We start from the raw sequence: 15439 nt of genomic DNA, 5'->3' as shown, positions 1-15439 counted from the left end.
GCTAGATTTTTTTGACGTTTACGTCAAACTGGAAGCGAAACGGAGACCATAATGCTGGCGCGCCCCGAAACGAATTTCTGCGTCGAATGCCGCCGCCGCTACGGCGATCCGGGCTTCTGGTACTACTACGGCCGGATCGAAGACGGCCCGGCCTATTTCTGCGACGAAGGCATATTGTGCTCGCCCGCCTGTTCGATGAAGCAGATCGAGCGCCGCCGCGCGGCGGGCACCTACCCGCACGCGCCGGCGCGCGATCCATTCGAAGCGTAACGCCTCACGCGTTGCGGCGCTTGCCTTCCATCAGGTCGATCACCGCGCGGGCGGCGTCGAGCACATTCGTGCCGGGGCCGAAGACCGCCGCCACGCCGCTGTCGATGAGGAACTGGTAGTCCTGACGGGGAATGACGCCGCCGACGACCACGATGACGTCCTCCGCGCCCTTCTTTTTCAGCGCCTCGACGAGCTGGGGCGCCAGCGTCTTGTGGCCGGCGGCGAGCGACGACATGCCGACGACATGCACCTTCTGCGCCACCGCTAGATCCGCCGCCTCGCCCGGCGTCTGGAAGAGCGGGCCGGCGAGGACGTCGAAGCCGATATCGCCGAAGGCGGACGCTATGATCTTGGCGCCGCGGTCGTGGCCGTCCTGGCCGAGCTTGGCGACCATGACCTTGGGCGTTTCGCCCAGGACCTTCGCCAGACCGTCCAGCCGCTCGACCAGCGTCTCGTATTCCGGTTCGCCCTCATAGGCTGGACCGTAGACGTTGCGCACCACCTTCGGCACCGCCGTGTGGTCGCCGAAGGCCTCGCGCAGCGCATCGGAAATCTCGCCGAGCGTGGCGCGGGCGCGGGCCGCTTCGACGGCGGCTTCGAGGATGTTGCCCTTGCCGGTGCGGGCGACGTCGCGCAGCGTGGTGATCGTTTCCTCCCACTTCTTCGGGTCGCGCTGGCGGCGGGTCTTCTCGATGCGCGCGATCTGCGCCTCGCGCACCGCCTTGTTGTCGATGTCGAGAATGTCGAGGTCGTCCTCGGTCTCGAGCCGGTACTTGTTGACGCCGACGATCACCTCGTCGCCGCGGTCGATCGCCGCCTGCTTGCGCGTCGCCGCCTCCTCGATCAGGCGCTTGGGATAGCCGTCATTGACCGCCTTGGTCATGCCGCCCATCGCCTCGATCTCGCCGATCAGCGCCCAGGCCTTTTCGGCGAGGTCATTGGTCAGGCTCTCGACATAGTAGGAGCCGGCGAGCGGATCGACGACCCTGGTCACGCCCGTCTCGTGCTGCAGGATCAACTGCGTGTTGCGGGCGATGCGGGCGGAGAATTCCGTCGGCAGCGCGATCGCCTCGTCGAGCGCGTTGGTGTGCAGCGACTGCGTACCGCCGAGCGCCGCCGACAGCGCTTCGTAGGCGGTGCGGATGACGTTGTTGTAGGGGTCCTGTTCCTGCAGCGACACGCCGGACGTCTGGCAGTGCGTGCGCAGCATAAGGGACGATGCCTTCTTCGGCTCGAATTCCTCCATGATCCGCGTCCAGAGCAGGCGCGCGGCGCGCAGCTTGGCGGCTTCCATGAAGAAATTCATGCCGATGGCGAAGAAGAAGGACAAGCGGCCCGCGAATGCGTCGACGTCCAGCCCCTTGGCGAGCGCTGCGCGGACATATTCGCGTCCGTCAGCCAGCGTGAAGGCGAGTTCCTGCACCAGCGTCGCGCCGGCTTCCTGCATGTGGTAGCCGGAAATGGAGATCGAGTTGAACTTCGGCATCTCCTTTGCGGTGTATTCGATGATGTCCGCGATGATCCGCATCGAGGGCTCGGGCGGATAGATGTAGGTGTTGCGGACCATGAACTCCTTGAGAATGTCGTTCTGGATGGTGCCGGAGAGTTCGGCGCGCGAGACGCCCTGCTCCTCGCCCGCGACGATGAAGTTCGCGAGGATCGGGATCACCGCGCCGTTCATGGTCATCGAGACGGAAATCTCGCCGAGCGGGATGCCGTCGAAGAGGATCTTCATGTCTTCGACCGAATCGATCGCGACGCCCGCCTTGCCGACATCGCCTTCGACACGCGGATGGTCCGAGTCATAGCCGCGATGGGTGGCGAGGTCGAAGGCGACCGACACGCCCTGCTGCCCCGCCGCCAGTGCCTTGCGGTAGAAGGCGTTGGAGGCTTCGGCGGTGGAGAAGCCCGCATATTGCCGGATCGTCCACGGTCGGCCCGTATACATCGTAGCGCGCGGCCCGCGCAGGAAAGGCTTCTGGCCCGGCAGCGAGTGGATGTGGTCGAGGCCGGCGATGTCGTGGGCGGTGTAGACCGGCTTGACCGCGATGCCTTCGGGCGTGTTCCAGACGAGCGTGTCCGGGTCGCGCTTGACCTCCTTTTCGGCGGCCTTGCGCCATTGGTCGAGGTTGTGGTTGGTCATGCGTCGGCTCCTCCTGCCGCGAGGCGCTCTACGTTGCCCCCCTCTGTCCTGCCGGACATCTCCCCCGCAAGGGGGGAGATCACGCGCGTTGACCTTTGCGACTGGCTGATCTCCCCCCTCGCGGGGGAGATGTCCGGCAGGACAGAGGGGGGCGCGAAGAGGCGCAGACGGTTCAGCATGACCCTACTCGAACTCCAAAATCATCTCGTCCACCGCCAGGCTCGCGCCCGCCTCCACGGCGACCGACTTCACCACGCCGCGCCGCTCCGCGCGCAGGACGTTTTCCATCTTCATCGCCTCGACGGTGGCGAGCGGCTGGCCGTCCTCGACGGTGTCGCCGGGCTTGACCGCGATCGAGGTTATCACGCCCGGCATCGGGCAGAGCAGCATCTTCGAGGTGTCCGGCGGCAGCTTTTCGGGCATCAGGCGCGCCAGCGCGGCAATGCGCGGGGTGCGCACATGAACCTTCTCGTCGATGCCCTTCCAGCGCAGGCGCCAGGCCGAATTGACGCGATCGATCTTGACGCCGACCGGCTCGCCGTCGACGGTGAAGCGCGCATGGCTCTTGCCGGGCAGCCAGTCCGACCTGACCTCGACCGCCTTGTCGGGACCGAAGGAGACCAGCACCTTGCCGCCCTCCTCGCGCAGGAGGCATTCGAATTCGCTCTCACCCATCGCGACGATCCAGTCACGCCCGACGGCGCGGCGGTGATTGTCCATGCCGCCGGAAATCAGCACGTCGCGCTTCTGGCTGCGCCAATTGACGAAGGCGGCGACGGCGGCGAGGACGCGGCCGTCAGCGGCCTGCGGCGCGACGCCCTGGAAGCCTTCGGGAAATTCCTCGGCGATAAAAGCGGTCGTCAGGCGGCCGTCGCGGAAGCGCTCGTGCTCCATCACCGCCGACAGGAAGGGCAGGTTGTGGCCGATGCCCTCGACCTCGAAATCGTCGAGCGCAGCGCTCATCGCGTCGATGGCGGCGAGGCGATCAGGAGCCCATGTGCAGAGCTTGGCGATCATCGGATCATAATACATCGAGATCTCGCCGCCCTCGAACACGCCGGTGTCGTTGCGCACGATCGTGCCGTCATCCAGCTTGCCTTCGGCTGGCGGGCGATAGCGTGTCAGCCTGCCGATCGACGGCAGGAAGTTGCGGAACGGGTCTTCCGCATAAAGCCGGCTTTCGATCGCCCAGCCGTTCAGTTCGACGTCGTCCTGCGCCATCCGCAGCTTCTCGCCGGCGGCAACACGGATCATCTCCTCGACGAGGTCGATGCCGGTGATCAATTCGGTTACCGGATGCTCGACCTGCAGGCGCGTGTTCATTTCGAGGAAGTAGAAATTGCGCTCCCCATCGACGATGAACTCGACCGTGCCGGCCGAGAAATAGCCGACGGCCTTTGCCAGCGCGACCGACTGCTCGCCCATCGCCTTGCGCGTCGCCTCATCGAGGAATGGCGACGGCGCCTCCTCGATGACCTTCTGGTTCCGGCGCTGGATCGAGCATTCGCGCTCGCCGAGATAGATGACATTGCCGTGCTGGTCGCCCAAGACCTGGATCTCGATATGGCGCGGCTGGGTGACGAACTTCTCGATGAAGATGCGGTCGTCGCCGAAGGAGTTCTTCGCCTCATTCTTGGACGACTGGAAGCCCTCGCGCGCCTCCGCGTCGTTCCAGGCGATGCGCATGCCCTTCCCGCCGCCGCCGGCCGACGCCTTGATCATCACCGGATAGCCGATCGAGGTGGAAATCTTGACCGCCTCGTCGGCATCGGCGATCAGGCCCATATGGCCGGGCACAGTCGAGACGCCCGCTTCGGCGGCGAGCTTCTTAGACGTGATCTTGTCGCCCATCGCCTCGATCGCGCGCACCGGCGGACCGACGAAGGCGACGCCTTGCCTTTCCAGCGCCTGCGCGAAAAGCGGGTTCTCCGACAAGAAGCCATAGCCCGGATGGACCGCATCGGCGCCGGTCTTGGCGATCGCGTCGATGATCTTGTCGATGACGATATAGGACTGGTTCGACGGCGCCGGACCGATATGCACCGCCTCGTCCGCCATCTTCACATGCAGCGCATCGCGATCGGCGTCGGAATAGACCGCGACGGTCGCGATGCCGAGCTTCTTCGCCGTCTTGATGACCCGACAGGCGATCTCGCCGCGATTGGCGATGAGGATTTTCTTGAACATTCTTTTGGGTCTCACATCGCGGGAGAAGGAGGTGAAGTGGTCATTCGGCGGCTTGTGCCGGCGGCACGGCATCAGGTGCCTTGCGGCCTTTGAGCATTCCCTCGACACTCAAATCCTCGTCGATTGTCGGCCAGTGAATGCCATAGGGCGACAGCTCGATTTCGTTGCGTTCCCGCTCGCCGGCGCGCAGCAGACGGGGATACCACCAGAGCGGCATGACCAGCCTCACGCCATCGGCAAGCGTCACCACGAGGTCGTGGTCCGTGCAGTGCGCGGCGACGGGCTCGATCAGGTCTTCGTCAATTTCCAAAGTGCTCATGCCATCGCTCCAGAAATTCGCTTTGATGCTCTTCTACAATATTCGCGAGAGCGGCTAGTTCATGCGCCGTGCACCGCTTGTTTCGCGCTATCTCAAGGCTTTTGAGCCAAATCTTTGTTTCCTTGCGATCCTTGCGTGCGTGGATATGCGGCGGCTCCGTGCCTTCGTCACTATAGAATAGAAACTTCCATCCCTTCCATTCGAAGACGGTCGGCATCACCCGCCCCTAAAGCGGGATCGTGTCGTGCTTCTTCCATGGCTGCTCCAGCTTCTTGGAGCGCAGCATGGCGAAGGCGCGCGCGATGCGCTTGCGGGAGGAATGCGGCATGATCACTTCGTCGATGAAGCCGCGCTCGGCGGCCTTGAACGGATTGGCGAAGTTGGTCTCGTATTCTTTCGTCCGGGCGGCGATTTTTTCCGGGTCGCCGAGTTCGGAGCGGTAGAGAATTTCGGTCGCGCCCTTGGCGCCCATCACGGCGATCTCGGCCGTCGGCCAGGCGTAGTTGACGTCGGCGCCGATGTGCTTGGAGGCCATGACGTCGTAGGCGCCGCCATAGGCCTTGCGGGTGATGAGGGTGACCATCGGAACGGTCGCCTGACTGTATGCGAAGAGCAGCTTTGCGCCATGCTTGATGACGCCGCCATATTCCTGCGCCGTGCCCGGCAGGAAGCCCGGCACGTCGACCAGCGTCAGGATCGGGATCGAGAAGGCATCGCAGAAGCGCACGAAACGCGCGGCCTTGCGCGATGAATCGATGTCGAGGCAGCCGGCGAGCACCATCGGCTGGTTGGCGACGACGCCGACCGTCTGGCCTTCCATGCGCATGAAGCCGGTGATGATGTTGCGGGCGAAAGCTTCCTGAATCTCGAAGAACTCGCCCTCGTCGCCGAGCGCGTGGATCAGTTCCTTCATGTCGTAGGGCTTGGCGGCCGAGTCGGGGATCAGCGTGTCGAGCCGGTCCTCGATACGGGCCGGGTCGTCGTGGAACGGGCGAACGGGCGGCTTCTCGCGGTTGTTGAGCGGCAGGAAGTCGAACAGCCGGCGCACTTCCTCCAGCGCGATGACGTCATTGTCGAAGGCGCCGTCAGCGACCGAGGATTTCTGCGTGTGCGTCCTTGCGCCGCCGAGTTCCTCGGCCGTGACGATCTCGTTCGTCACGGTCTTCACGACGTCCGGGCCGGTGACGAACATGTAGGATGAATCGCGCACCATGAAGATGAAGTCGGTCATCGCCGGCGAATAGACCGCGCCGCCGGCGCAGGGGCCCATGATGACGGAAATCTGTGGCACCACGCCCGACGCGTCGACATTGCGCTTGAAGACGTCGGCATAGCCGCCGAGCGAGGCGACGCCTTCCTGGATGCGCGCGCCGCCTGAATCGTTGAGGCCGATGACCGGCGCGCCGTTGCGCACCGCCATGTCCATGATCTTGCAGATTTTCTGAGCGTGGGTCTCGGAGAGCGAGCCGCCGAGGACGGTGAAATCCTGGGAGAAGACGTAGACGAGTCGGCCGTTGATCGTGCCCCAGCCTGTCACAACGCCGTCGCCGGAGAATTTCTGCTCGGCCATGCCGAAATCGGTCGTCCGGTGCACGACATACATGTCGTATTCCTCGAACGAACCCTCATCGAGCAGCACCTCGACGCGTTCGCGCGCGGTGAGCTTGCCCTTGGCGTGCTGCGCGTCGATGCGCTTCTGGCCGCCGCCGAGCCGCGCCTGACCGCGCCGCTCCTCCAACTGTTCGAGAACTGCGCGCATCAGCGGGACTTCCCCTCACATCCGGGCAAGGACATCGCCATCGCAAACTCCTCCCTCAATTCACGGTCATTCCGATTAGCGGCGATTTCCCGTCGTGGGAAGGGCGGGCGGAGACAGCGGCGCGATTTTCGCCCGGTGGCCCGGCCGTCATTGGTCGATACGCGCACAACGCTTCTTGCCACAATTCCCGGACCTTCGAACGATCAAGAGCAGAAAGCCGGGTTGCGCTCGATGCGCGCACGTCGTTTTCTGCACATCCGCTGCGCATAGCCACCGATGGGCGAACCGGCTATTCACCCTTAGTCTGACGACGCAGTGGAGGTGAAGATGTCCGAGGCCGAAATCCTGTTCGAAACGCGCGGCAAGGCCGGCATCGTTACGCTGAACCGCCCGAAGGCGCTGAACGCGGTGACCCGGCTGATGGTCGGCGAACTCCACGCGAAGCTGATCGAATGGGAGAACGATCCCGCGATCGAAACAATCGTCGTCAAGGCGGCGGGTGAGAGGGCGTTTTCGGCCGGCGGCGACATTCGCCAGCTCTATGACTGGGGCCAGCAGAAGAACCCGGCGATCCGCGATTTCTATCGCGAGGAATACCGGCTCAACACCTTCATCAAGACGTATCCGAAACCCTATGTCGCGCTGATCGAGGGCATCGTGATGGGCGGCGGGGTCGGCGTGTCCTTCCACGGCAGCCACCGCGTCGGCGGCTCGAAACTGATGTTCGCCATGCCCGAAACCGGCATCGGCCTCTTTCCCGATGTCGGCGGCACATACTTCCTTCCGCGATTGCCGCACCGGATCGGCACCTGGCTGGCGCTCACCGGCGCGCGGCTCGGCCAGGCCGATGCGCTGTGGTGCGGCCTGACCACCCATGCCGCGCCCACCGAGCGCTTCGACGCGATCGAGGCTGCGCTTGCGGACGGCGCCGCGCCGGATGACGCCCTCGCCCCCTTCGCCGCCTCGCCTGAAGGAGCGACGCTCCCCGATCTCGCCGCGACGATCGAGCGCTGCTTCGCCGGCGATACGGTCGAAACCATTCTCGCCGCGCTCGACGGCGATGGCGGCGAATGGGCTGCGAAGCAGGCATCGATCATCCGCACGAAATCGCCGACCAGCCTCAAGATCGCGCTGCGCCAGATGCAGGAGGGCGCGAAGGCGGATTTCGAGACGTGCATGAAGATCGAATTCCGGATCGTCTCCCGCGTCGTCGAGGGTCATGAGTTCTTCGAGGGCGTGCGCGCGGTCATCATCGACAAGGACAACCGGCCCGACTGGCGCCCGGCGACCCTCGCCGAGGTGAGCGATGCCGATATCGACGCCTACTTCGCGCCGCTGCCCGGCGAACTCGACCTGACCGGGCTCGATCGCGCGTGAATTTCGGCGCGCGCCGTTGACGCGGCCCGCGCTTGCGACATACTTTGCGGTATGTTCAAACCGGAAGGGAGGTCCGGGATGGCGTTTTCGCGCGTCAACGGCGTAGTCCTGCATCACGAAGTCCGCGGCCCGCAAACGGCGCCGGTGCTCGTCTTTTCCAATTCGCTCGGCACCGATTTCCGTATCTGGAACGATGTCGTCGCGCTTCTCGGCGATGCGTTCCGCGTCGTTCTCTATGACAAGCGCGGCCACGGCCTTTCGGAAGCGACGCCTGCGCCCTACAAGCTCGACGACCATGTCGGCGACCTCTCCGCTCTGCTCGATCAACTCGGCGTGACGAAGGCGAGCGTCGTCGGCCTGTCGGTCGGCGGCATGATCGCGCAGGGCCTCGCGGCCAAGCGTCCCGACCTCGTTTCCGCCCTCGTCCTGATGGACACCGCGCACAAGATCGGCACGCCTGAGATGTGGAACCAGCGCATCGACACGGTGACCTCGAAGGGCATCGGTGCGATGTCGGACGCCATCATGGAGCGCTGGTTCACGCCCACCTACCGCCGCGCCGACAATGCCGATTTCGTCGGCTATACCGCCATGCTGACCCGCACCACGGTCGACGGTTATGCCGGCACCTGCGCGGCCCTGCGCGATGCCGACCTGACCCAATCCACCGCCGCGCTCAAGATGCCGCTGATGTGCATCGTCGGCGACCAGGACGGCTCGACACCGCCCGACCTCGTGCGCTCGACGGCCGATCTGGTGGCCGGGTCGCGCTTCGAGATCATCGAGGGCGCGGGGCATCTGCCGTGCATCGAGAAGCCGGAAGAGACGGCGCGGCTCATCAAGACATTTGTGACGCAGAACTGACATGCGAAGGAAGCGCTCTACGTTGCCCCCTCTGTCCTGCCGGACATCTCCCCCGCATGGGGGGAGATTACTCTCGTCATCGACACCATGTGATCTCCCCCTCGCGGGGGAGATGTCCGGCAGGACAGAGGGGGGCGCGACGGAGCGCTGAACTGACAAGGAAGCACCATGACCGAATATGTAAAGTTGACGCGCGCGGACGAGATCGCCGTCATCACGCTCGACAACCCGCCCGTCAACGCGCTCAGCCATCATCTGCGCGAGCCGCTGTTCGCCGCGATCGAAAGCGCGCGCGACGATGATGCCGTCAAGGGGATCGTCATCGCCTGCGCGGGCCGCACCTTCATCTCGGGCGCGGACATCACCGAGTTCGGCTCGCCCAAGGCGCTCGCCTCGCCGTCGCTGCCCGAACTGTGTCGCCTGCTCGAAACCCTGCCGAAGCCTGCCATCGCCGCCATCCACGGCACGGCGTTCGGCGGCGGGCTCGAACTTGCGCTTTCCTGCCATTACCGCGTCGCGGTCAAGTCGGCGCTGGTCGGCCTGCCCGAAGTCAAGCTCGGCATCCTGCCCGGATCGGGCGGCACGGTGCGGCTGCCGCGTCTGACAGGGCCCGTCGAAGCGTTGAAGATCATCACCACCGGAAATCCGATTTCGGCCGACAAGGCGTTGAAGCTCGGCGTCGTGGACGAGATTGCGGATGGCGATCTGGTCGAGGCCGCCATCGCCTTCGCGCGCTCGAAGATCGGCGAAAAGCTCGTCGCCGTGCGCGACCGCACGGACAGGATCGAGAATGTCGACATGGCCGCCTTCGACGCCGCGGTCGGTGAAGTGAAGAAGAAGGCGCGCGGGCTCGACGCGCCGGTCGCCTGCGCGCAGGCGGTCCGCAATGCCATCACCATGGATTTCGACGCCGCGCTCAAGGCCGAACGGCAGTTCTTCCTCGATCTGGTGCAGGGCGTCCAGTCGCAGGCCCAGCGCCATCTGTTCTTCGCGCAGCGCGAGACGGCCAAGGTCAAGGGCGTCGACGGCGACGTGAAGCCGCGCCCGGTCGCGCGCGTCGGCGTCATCGGCGCGGGCACGATGGGCGGCGGCATCGCCATGTCCTTCGTCAATGGCGGCATTCCGGTGACGCTGCTGGAGATGAACCGCGAAGCGCTCGACCGTGGCCTCGCGACCATCGCGAAGAACTATGACATTTCCGTCCAGCGCGGCTCGCTGACGACCGAGGCGAAGGAGCAGCGTCTCGCCGCCTTCAAGCCGACCACCGACTATGCCGATCTTGCCGAATGCGACCTGATCATCGAGGCCGTGTTCGAGGAGATGTCGGTGAAGAAGGAGGTGTTCGGCAAGCTCGACCAGGTCGCCAAGCCCGGCGCGATCCTCGCCTCCAATACCTCCTATCTCGATGTTGACGAGATCGCGGCGTCCACCTCGCGCCCGCAGGACGTTGTCGGCCTGCATTTCTTCTCGCCCGCCAACGTCATGAAGCTGCTCGAAATCGTGCGCGGCGCCGAGACCGCGCCGGACGTGCTCGCCACCGCGCTTGCCGTCGCCAAGAAGATCGGCAAGGTGCCGGTGGTCGTCGGCGTCTGTCACGGCTTCGTCGGAAACCGCATGCTTTCGGCCCGTTCGGCAGAAAACGAGGACCTTTTGATGGAAGGCGCGACGCCGGCGCAGATCGATAAGGTGTTCACAGATTTCGGCTGGCCGATGGGCCCGTTCGCGATGGGCGACCTTGCCGGCCTAGACATCGGCTGGCGCAACCGCAAGGCGCTCGGCAAGACGGCGGCGATCGCCGATGCGCTCTGCGAACAGGGACGCTTCGGCCAGAAGACCGGCAAGGGTTTTTATCTCTATGAGGCCGGGTCGCGCGCGCCGAAGACCGATCCGGACGTCGAAAAGCTGATCGAGGACAAGGCGCGGGAGAAGGGCGTCAACCGCCGCGAGATTTCCGACGAGGAGATCACCGAGCGCACGCTCTATCCGCTGATCAACGAGGGCGCGCTGATCCTCGAGGAGGAGATCGCCGCGCGGCCGTCCGACATCGACATCGTCTGGACCAACGGCTACGGCTTCCCGATCGGCAAGGGCGGGCCGATGTTCTATGCCGATACGGTCGGGCTGAAGAAGATCGTCGAGCGGCTCGACCACTGGCACGGCAAGACCGGCAAGGACGTCTTCAAGCCGTCCGCGCTCCTACGTCGCCTCGCCGAGGAAGGCGCAGGCTTCACCGCGCCGAAAAAGAAGGCGGCATGACCCGGCTCGCCGACGCGCCCTGGAAAGGCATCTATCCGGCGGGCCTCTCGCCGGACGTGCCGCTCGACACCTATCCGGTGCACGAGCTGGTCGAGCGCTCGGCGGCCATTTGGGGCGACAAGGCGGCCTTCGTCTTTCGCGGGCGGGACTTTTCGCATCGCGACCTGGCGCGCGAGGTCGACGCCGTTGCGAGCGCGCTTGCAGCGGCGGGCTTTGCCAAGGGCGAGCGCATTGCGCTTCTCCTGCCCAACACGCTCTACCATCCGATCGCCTTTTTCGGCGCGCTGAAGGCGGGGCTGACCGTCGTGCATCTGTCGCCGCTCGACGGCGAGATCGTGCTGAAGCACAAGATCGCCGACAGCGGCGCGCGGGCGATCATAACGACCGATCTCGGCGGGCTGTCGGCCAAGGCCGAGGCGCTGCGTGAGGCAGGGTTGGTCGAGCGCGTCATCGTCGGCAGTGATGCGGCGCTCGACGGCGCGGGGCCGAAATGGGACGGCATAGAGATGGGCAGTATCGCCGCCCTCCCCCATGTCGAGGCCGGCGACCTCGCGGTGCTGCAATATACGGGCGGGACGACGGGCCTGCCCAAGGGCGCGATGCTGACGCATGCGAACCTTTCGGCCGCCGTCTCCAGCTACGATGCCTGGTTTTCCGCTCATGGCCTTATCCGGCCGGGAGAGGACCGCGTGTTGCTCTTCCTGCCGCTCTTCCACATCTATGCGCTGACCGCCGTCATGCTGCGCGGGGTGAAGAACGGCTTAACGCTCCTCCTCCACACCCGCTTCGACGCCGAGACGGCGCTGGCCGAAATCGAGGCCGGCGCGACGAGCTTTCCGGGCGTGCCGACCATGTGGATCGCCATCGCCGCGACGCCGGGCTTCGAAAAGCGCGACCTCTCCTCGCTGCGCTACTGCGCGTCGGGCGGCGCGCCGCTTCCCGTCGAGGTGGCGCGCAAATTGAAGCGCGCCACCGGCCACGACATTCTCGGCGGCTGGGGCATGACCGAGACGTCGCCCGCCGGCACCAACATCCCAGTCACCCATCCGGACCGCGTCGACACGATCGGCGTGCCGCTGCCGGGCATCTATGTCGATATCGTCGCGCTCGACGATCCGCGCCGCGTGCTGCCGGCCGGCGAGACGGGCGAGTTGCGTATCTTCGGGCCGAACGTGATGTCCGGCTACTGGGGCCGCGAGGGCGACAACGACACGATCTTTTCCGATGGCGGGTTCCTGACCGGCGATATCGGCTTCATGGACGGCGACGGGTTCTTCACCATCGTCGACCGCAAGAAGGACATGATCATCTGCGGCGGCTTCAACGTCTATCCGCAATTGATCGAGCAGGCCGTCTACACCCATCCCGACGTCGAGGAAGTGCTGGTCATCGGCATTCCCGACGCCTATCGCGGCGAGACGCCGAAAGTGTTCGCCAAGCTCCAAGACGGCGCGCCGGAATTGACTCTCGAGAGCTTGCGCGCCTTCCTGAAAGGCAAGATCGGGCCGCACGAACTGCCCGGCGCGCTCGAAATCCGCCCGGCGCTCCCGCGCACGCCCGTCGGCAAGTTGTCAAAGCTCGAACTGAAACAGGAGGCGGCGCTCAAGGCCGCCCAATGAGGAGGAATTCATGACAGACGCAGTCATCGTCTCGACCGCCAGAACGCCGATCGGCAAGGCCTATCGCGGCGGCTTCAACGACACGGCCGGCGCGGACCTTGCCGCCCACGCCATCCGCAACGCGCTTTCGCGCGCAAAGGTCGATGGGGCTGAGATCGAGGACGTGATCCTGGGCTGCGCGATGCAGGAGGGCACGACCGGCCTCAACGTCGCGCGCCGCGCCGCGCTCGTCGCCGGGCTTCCCGTCACCGCAGCCGGCACCACGATCGACCGGCAGTGCTCGTCGGGCATGCAGTCCATGGCGCTTCTGGCCAACGCCATCCGCAATGACGGCGTGCCGGTCGGCATCGCCGGCGGCGTCGAATCCATCTCGCTCGTCCAGAACGACCACCGCAACACCTTCCGCCTCGTCGACAAGTCGCTGACGGGCTCGGTCGGCGACGTCTATCTGCCGATGATCGACACCGCCGAAAACGTCGGCAAGCGCTACGGCATCACCCGCGAGCAACAGGACGAATACGGGCTCGAAAGCCAGCGTCGCGTCGCCGCCGCCCGTGAGGCGGGCAAGTTCGCGGACGAGATCGCGCCGATGAAGACCCGCATGGCCGTCGTCGACAAGGAGACCAAGGAAATCTCGCATCGCGACGTCGAGATCGCCCATGACGAAGGTCCGCGCGCCGAGACCACCGCCGAGGGCCTTGCCGGCCTGAAGCCGGTGCGCGAGGGCGGCACGATCACGGCCGGCAATGCCAGCCAGCTTTCCGACGGCGCGTCGGCCCACGTCATGATGAGCGACAAGGAAGCGCAGCGCCGCGGGCTGACCCCGCTCGGCATCATGCGCGGCTTCAACGTCGCCGGCTGCGAGCCCGACGAGATGGGCATCGGCCCCGTCTTCGCCGTGCCGCGCCTGCTCGAACGCCACGGCCTCACCGTCGACGACATCGGCCTTTGGGAACTGAACGAGGCCTTCGCCGTGCAGGTCATCTACTGCCGCGACAAGCTCGGCATCGATCCGGCCAAGCTCAACGTCAATGGCGGCGCCATCGCGCTCGGTCATCCTTATGGAATGTCCGGCGCGCGGCTTTCCGGCCACGCCCTCATTGAAGGCAAGCGCCGCGGCGTCAAATATGCCGTGGTGACCATGTGCGTCGGCGGCGGCATGGGCGCGGCGGGACTGTTCGAGATCGTTTGATCGCATGAAGCACCCCCACTCCGCCTCCGCTTCGCTCCGGCACCTCTCCCCCTGCCCAGGGGAGAGGAAGGGATCGAGCATGCGGCCGGCGTTTCCTCTCCCCTTCTGAGGGGGAGAGGTGGCCTGAAAGGCCGGAGTGGGGGTCTGCGCAACGCTTAGAAGGAGATATACATGGACCTTCGCTACACATCCGAGGAACTCGCCTTCCGCGACGAGGTGCGCCAGTTCCTGAAGGACAAGCTGCCGGCCGAGATCCGCCAGAAACTGATCGACGGCGAGCACATGGACAAGGACGACCTCGTCACCTGGTCGCGCATTCTCAACGAGAAGGGATGGGCCGTGCCGCATTGGCCGGCGGAATATGGCGGCACGGGCTGGGACCCGATGCGGCAATACATCTACCTCGAAGAGACGCAGAAATGGCCGGCGCCGCAGCCGCTCGCCTTCGGCGTCAACATGGTCGGGCCGGTCATCTATACCTTCGGCAACGCGGCGCAGAAGGCGCATTATCTGCCGCGCATCGCCAATCTCGACGACTGGTGGTGCCAAGGCTTTTCCGAACCGGGCGCCGGCTCCGACCTCGCCTCGCTCAAGACGAAAGCCGTGCGGGACGGCGACCATTACATCGTCAACGGCCAGAAGACCTGGACGACGCTCGCCCAATATGCCGACTGGATCTTCTGCCTCGTGCGCACCGATCCGGACGCCAAGAAGCAGTCCGGTATCTCGTTCCTTTTGATCGACATGAAGACGCCGGGCATCGAGGTCCGCCCCATCGTCACCATCGATGGCGGGCGGGAGATCAACGAGGTGTTCTTGACCGACGTGAAGGTGCCGGTCGAAAACCTCGTCGGCGAGGAGAACAAGGGCTGGGACTATGCCAAGTTCCTGCTCGGCAACGAGCGCATCAACATCGCCCGCGTCGGCATGTCGAAGCAGCGGCTCGCGCGCATCCGCGAACTGGCGGCGAAGGAGATGTCGTCCGGCCGGCCGCTGATCGAGGACGAGCGCTTCCGCGAAAAGCTCGCCTCGGTCGAGATCGATTTGAAGGCGCTGGAGCTGACGCAGCTGCGCGTCGTTGCGGCCGATGCCAAGCGCGGCAATACCGGCAAGCCGGACCCGGCGTCCTCGATCCTCAAGATCAAGGGTTCGGAAATCCAGCAGGCGACCACGCATCTCCTGATGCAGGTCATGGGCCCGCACGCCATGCCCTTCCATTCGGGCGACATGGACGGCTCGAACGAGCTGCCGATCGAACCCGACTACGCCGCCACCGCCGCGCCAGGCTATTTCAACTTCCGCAAGGTCTCGATCTATGGCGGCTCGAACGAGATCCAGAAGAACATCATCGCCAAGGCGGTGCTGGGGTTGTGATGACGCTCGGCCATGCAGGCGCTCGACGTTGCCCCCCTCTGCCCTGCCGGGCATCTCCCCCGCGAGGGGGGAGATCACG

Annotated in this window: 12 protein-coding genes and 1 pseudogene; 7 read left to right on the top strand and 6 right to left on the bottom strand. The window is 65.3% G+C overall.

Going from position 1 to position 15439, the window contains the following annotated elements:
* Positions 1 to 51 precede the first annotated feature (51 nt).
* Positions 52 to 270 carry a hypothetical protein gene (locus ACT6QU_RS13975; protein ID WP_444565712.1) on the top strand — a complete coding sequence of 73 codons (219 nt, stop codon included), beginning with the start codon at positions 52 to 54 and terminating at the stop codon, positions 268 to 270.
* Between the two features lie 4 nt (positions 271 to 274).
* Here ACT6QU_RS13975 and scpA read toward each other — a convergent pair whose 3' ends face one another.
* The 6 genes and pseudogenes from scpA to ACT6QU_RS13945 form a co-directional block, all read right to left on the bottom strand.
* Positions 275 to 2413 (bottom strand): methylmalonyl-CoA mutase, encoded by a 2139-nt coding sequence (gene scpA / locus ACT6QU_RS13970; RefSeq protein ID WP_444836681.1) that lies wholly within the window; start codon positions 2411 to 2413, stop codon positions 275 to 277.
* 183 nt (positions 2414 to 2596) lie between these two features.
* Positions 2597 to 3151, bottom strand: coding sequence for a biotin/lipoyl-containing protein (locus ACT6QU_RS13965; RefSeq protein ID WP_444564953.1), 555 nt, complete (start codon positions 3149 to 3151; stop codon positions 2597 to 2599).
* Positions 3133 to 4600: pseudogene (locus tag ACT6QU_RS13960) on the bottom strand (acetyl-CoA carboxylase biotin carboxylase subunit); the annotation flags it as partial. The pseudogene ACT6QU_RS13960 and the gene ACT6QU_RS13965, both read right to left, overlap by 19 nt.
* 40 nt (positions 4601 to 4640) lie before the next feature.
* A complete protein-coding gene (locus ACT6QU_RS13955; protein WP_024589044.1) occupies positions 4641 to 4919 on the bottom strand; it encodes a DUF2442 domain-containing protein in 279 nt (92 codons plus the stop codon).
* Entirely contained in the window at positions 4900 to 5136 is a 237-nt protein-coding gene (locus ACT6QU_RS13950) for a DUF4160 domain-containing protein (protein ID WP_444564946.1), read from the bottom strand. The genes ACT6QU_RS13955 and ACT6QU_RS13950 overlap by 20 nt, the downstream gene beginning before the upstream one ends.
* Positions 5137 to 5145: 9 nt before the next feature.
* A complete protein-coding gene (locus ACT6QU_RS13945) occupies positions 5146 to 6678 on the bottom strand; it encodes an acyl-CoA carboxylase subunit beta (protein WP_444564945.1) in 1533 nt (510 codons plus the stop codon).
* Between the two features lie 327 nt (positions 6679 to 7005).
* On the opposite strand from ACT6QU_RS13945, the gene ACT6QU_RS13940 reads away from it, so the two are divergent.
* The 6 genes from ACT6QU_RS13940 (at position 7006) to pimC (ending at position 15360) form a co-directional block, all read left to right on the top strand.
* A complete protein-coding gene (locus tag ACT6QU_RS13940) occupies positions 7006 to 8055 on the top strand; it encodes an enoyl-CoA hydratase/isomerase family protein (RefSeq protein ID WP_444564944.1) in 1050 nt (349 codons plus the stop codon).
* 78 nt (positions 8056 to 8133) lie between these two features.
* Entirely contained in the window at positions 8134 to 8919 is a 786-nt protein-coding gene (pcaD, locus tag ACT6QU_RS13935; protein WP_444564943.1) for a 3-oxoadipate enol-lactonase, read from the top strand.
* Positions 8920 to 9087: 168 nt separating this feature from the next.
* The gene (locus ACT6QU_RS13930; protein WP_444564942.1) at positions 9088 to 11175 is read left to right on the top strand and encodes a 3-hydroxyacyl-CoA dehydrogenase NAD-binding domain-containing protein; all 2088 of its coding nucleotides are present in this window, start codon (positions 9088 to 9090) and stop codon (positions 11173 to 11175) included.
* Positions 11172 to 12794: an AMP-binding protein gene (locus ACT6QU_RS13925; protein ID WP_444564941.1), complete on the top strand. Its 1623-nt coding sequence runs from the start codon at positions 11172 to 11174 to the stop codon at positions 12792 to 12794. Before ACT6QU_RS13930 ends, ACT6QU_RS13925 begins: the two co-directional genes overlap by 4 nt.
* 10 nt (positions 12795 to 12804) lie before the next feature.
* Complete coding sequence (locus tag ACT6QU_RS13920; protein ID WP_444564940.1) at positions 12805 to 13986, top strand: acetyl-CoA C-acyltransferase; 1182 nt, start codon at positions 12805 to 12807, stop codon at positions 13984 to 13986.
* Positions 13987 to 14157: 171 nt separating this feature from the next.
* The gene (gene pimC, locus ACT6QU_RS13915) at positions 14158 to 15360 is read left to right on the top strand and encodes a pimeloyl-CoA dehydrogenase large subunit (RefSeq protein ID WP_444564939.1); all 1203 of its coding nucleotides are present in this window, start codon (positions 14158 to 14160) and stop codon (positions 15358 to 15360) included.
* Positions 15361 to 15439: the final 79 nt, after the last annotated feature.

Source organism: Aliihoeflea sp., from assembly GCF_052435475.1.
Lineage (GTDB): Bacteria > Pseudomonadota > Alphaproteobacteria > Rhizobiales > Rhizobiaceae > Aliihoeflea.
The sequence above is the reverse complement of the archived record's forward strand: the minus strand, read 5'-3'. Positions and strand labels throughout refer to the sequence as shown.

Coding starts and splice junctions, on each gene's coding strand:
- pcaD (WP_444564943.1), top strand. CDS start 8,134: ATGGCGTTTTCGCGCGTCAACGGCGTAGTCCTGCATCACGAAGTCCGC.
- ACT6QU_RS13930 (WP_444564942.1), top strand. CDS start 9,088: ATGACCGAATATGTAAAGTTGACGCGCGCGGACGAGATCGCCGTCATC.
- ACT6QU_RS13975 (WP_444565712.1), top strand. CDS start 52: ATGCTGGCGCGCCCCGAAACGAATTTCTGCGTCGAATGCCGCCGCCGC.
- ACT6QU_RS13925 (WP_444564941.1), top strand. CDS start 11,172: ATGACCCGGCTCGCCGACGCGCCCTGGAAAGGCATCTATCCGGCGGGC.
- ACT6QU_RS13955 (WP_024589044.1), bottom strand. CDS start 4,919: ATGAGCACTTTGGAAATTGACGAAGACCTGATCGAGCCCGTCGCCGCG.
- ACT6QU_RS13940 (WP_444564944.1), top strand. CDS start 7,006: ATGTCCGAGGCCGAAATCCTGTTCGAAACGCGCGGCAAGGCCGGCATC.
- ACT6QU_RS13920 (WP_444564940.1), top strand. CDS start 12,805: ATGACAGACGCAGTCATCGTCTCGACCGCCAGAACGCCGATCGGCAAG.
- ACT6QU_RS13950 (WP_444564946.1), bottom strand. CDS start 5,136: ATGCCGACCGTCTTCGAATGGAAGGGATGGAAGTTTCTATTCTATAGT.
- ACT6QU_RS13945 (WP_444564945.1), bottom strand. CDS start 6,678: ATGCGCGCAGTTCTCGAACAGTTGGAGGAGCGGCGCGGTCAGGCGCGG.
- pimC (WP_444564939.1), top strand. CDS start 14,158: ATGGACCTTCGCTACACATCCGAGGAACTCGCCTTCCGCGACGAGGTG.
- scpA (WP_444836681.1), bottom strand. CDS start 2,413: ATGACCAACCACAACCTCGACCAATGGCGCAAGGCCGCCGAAAAGGAG.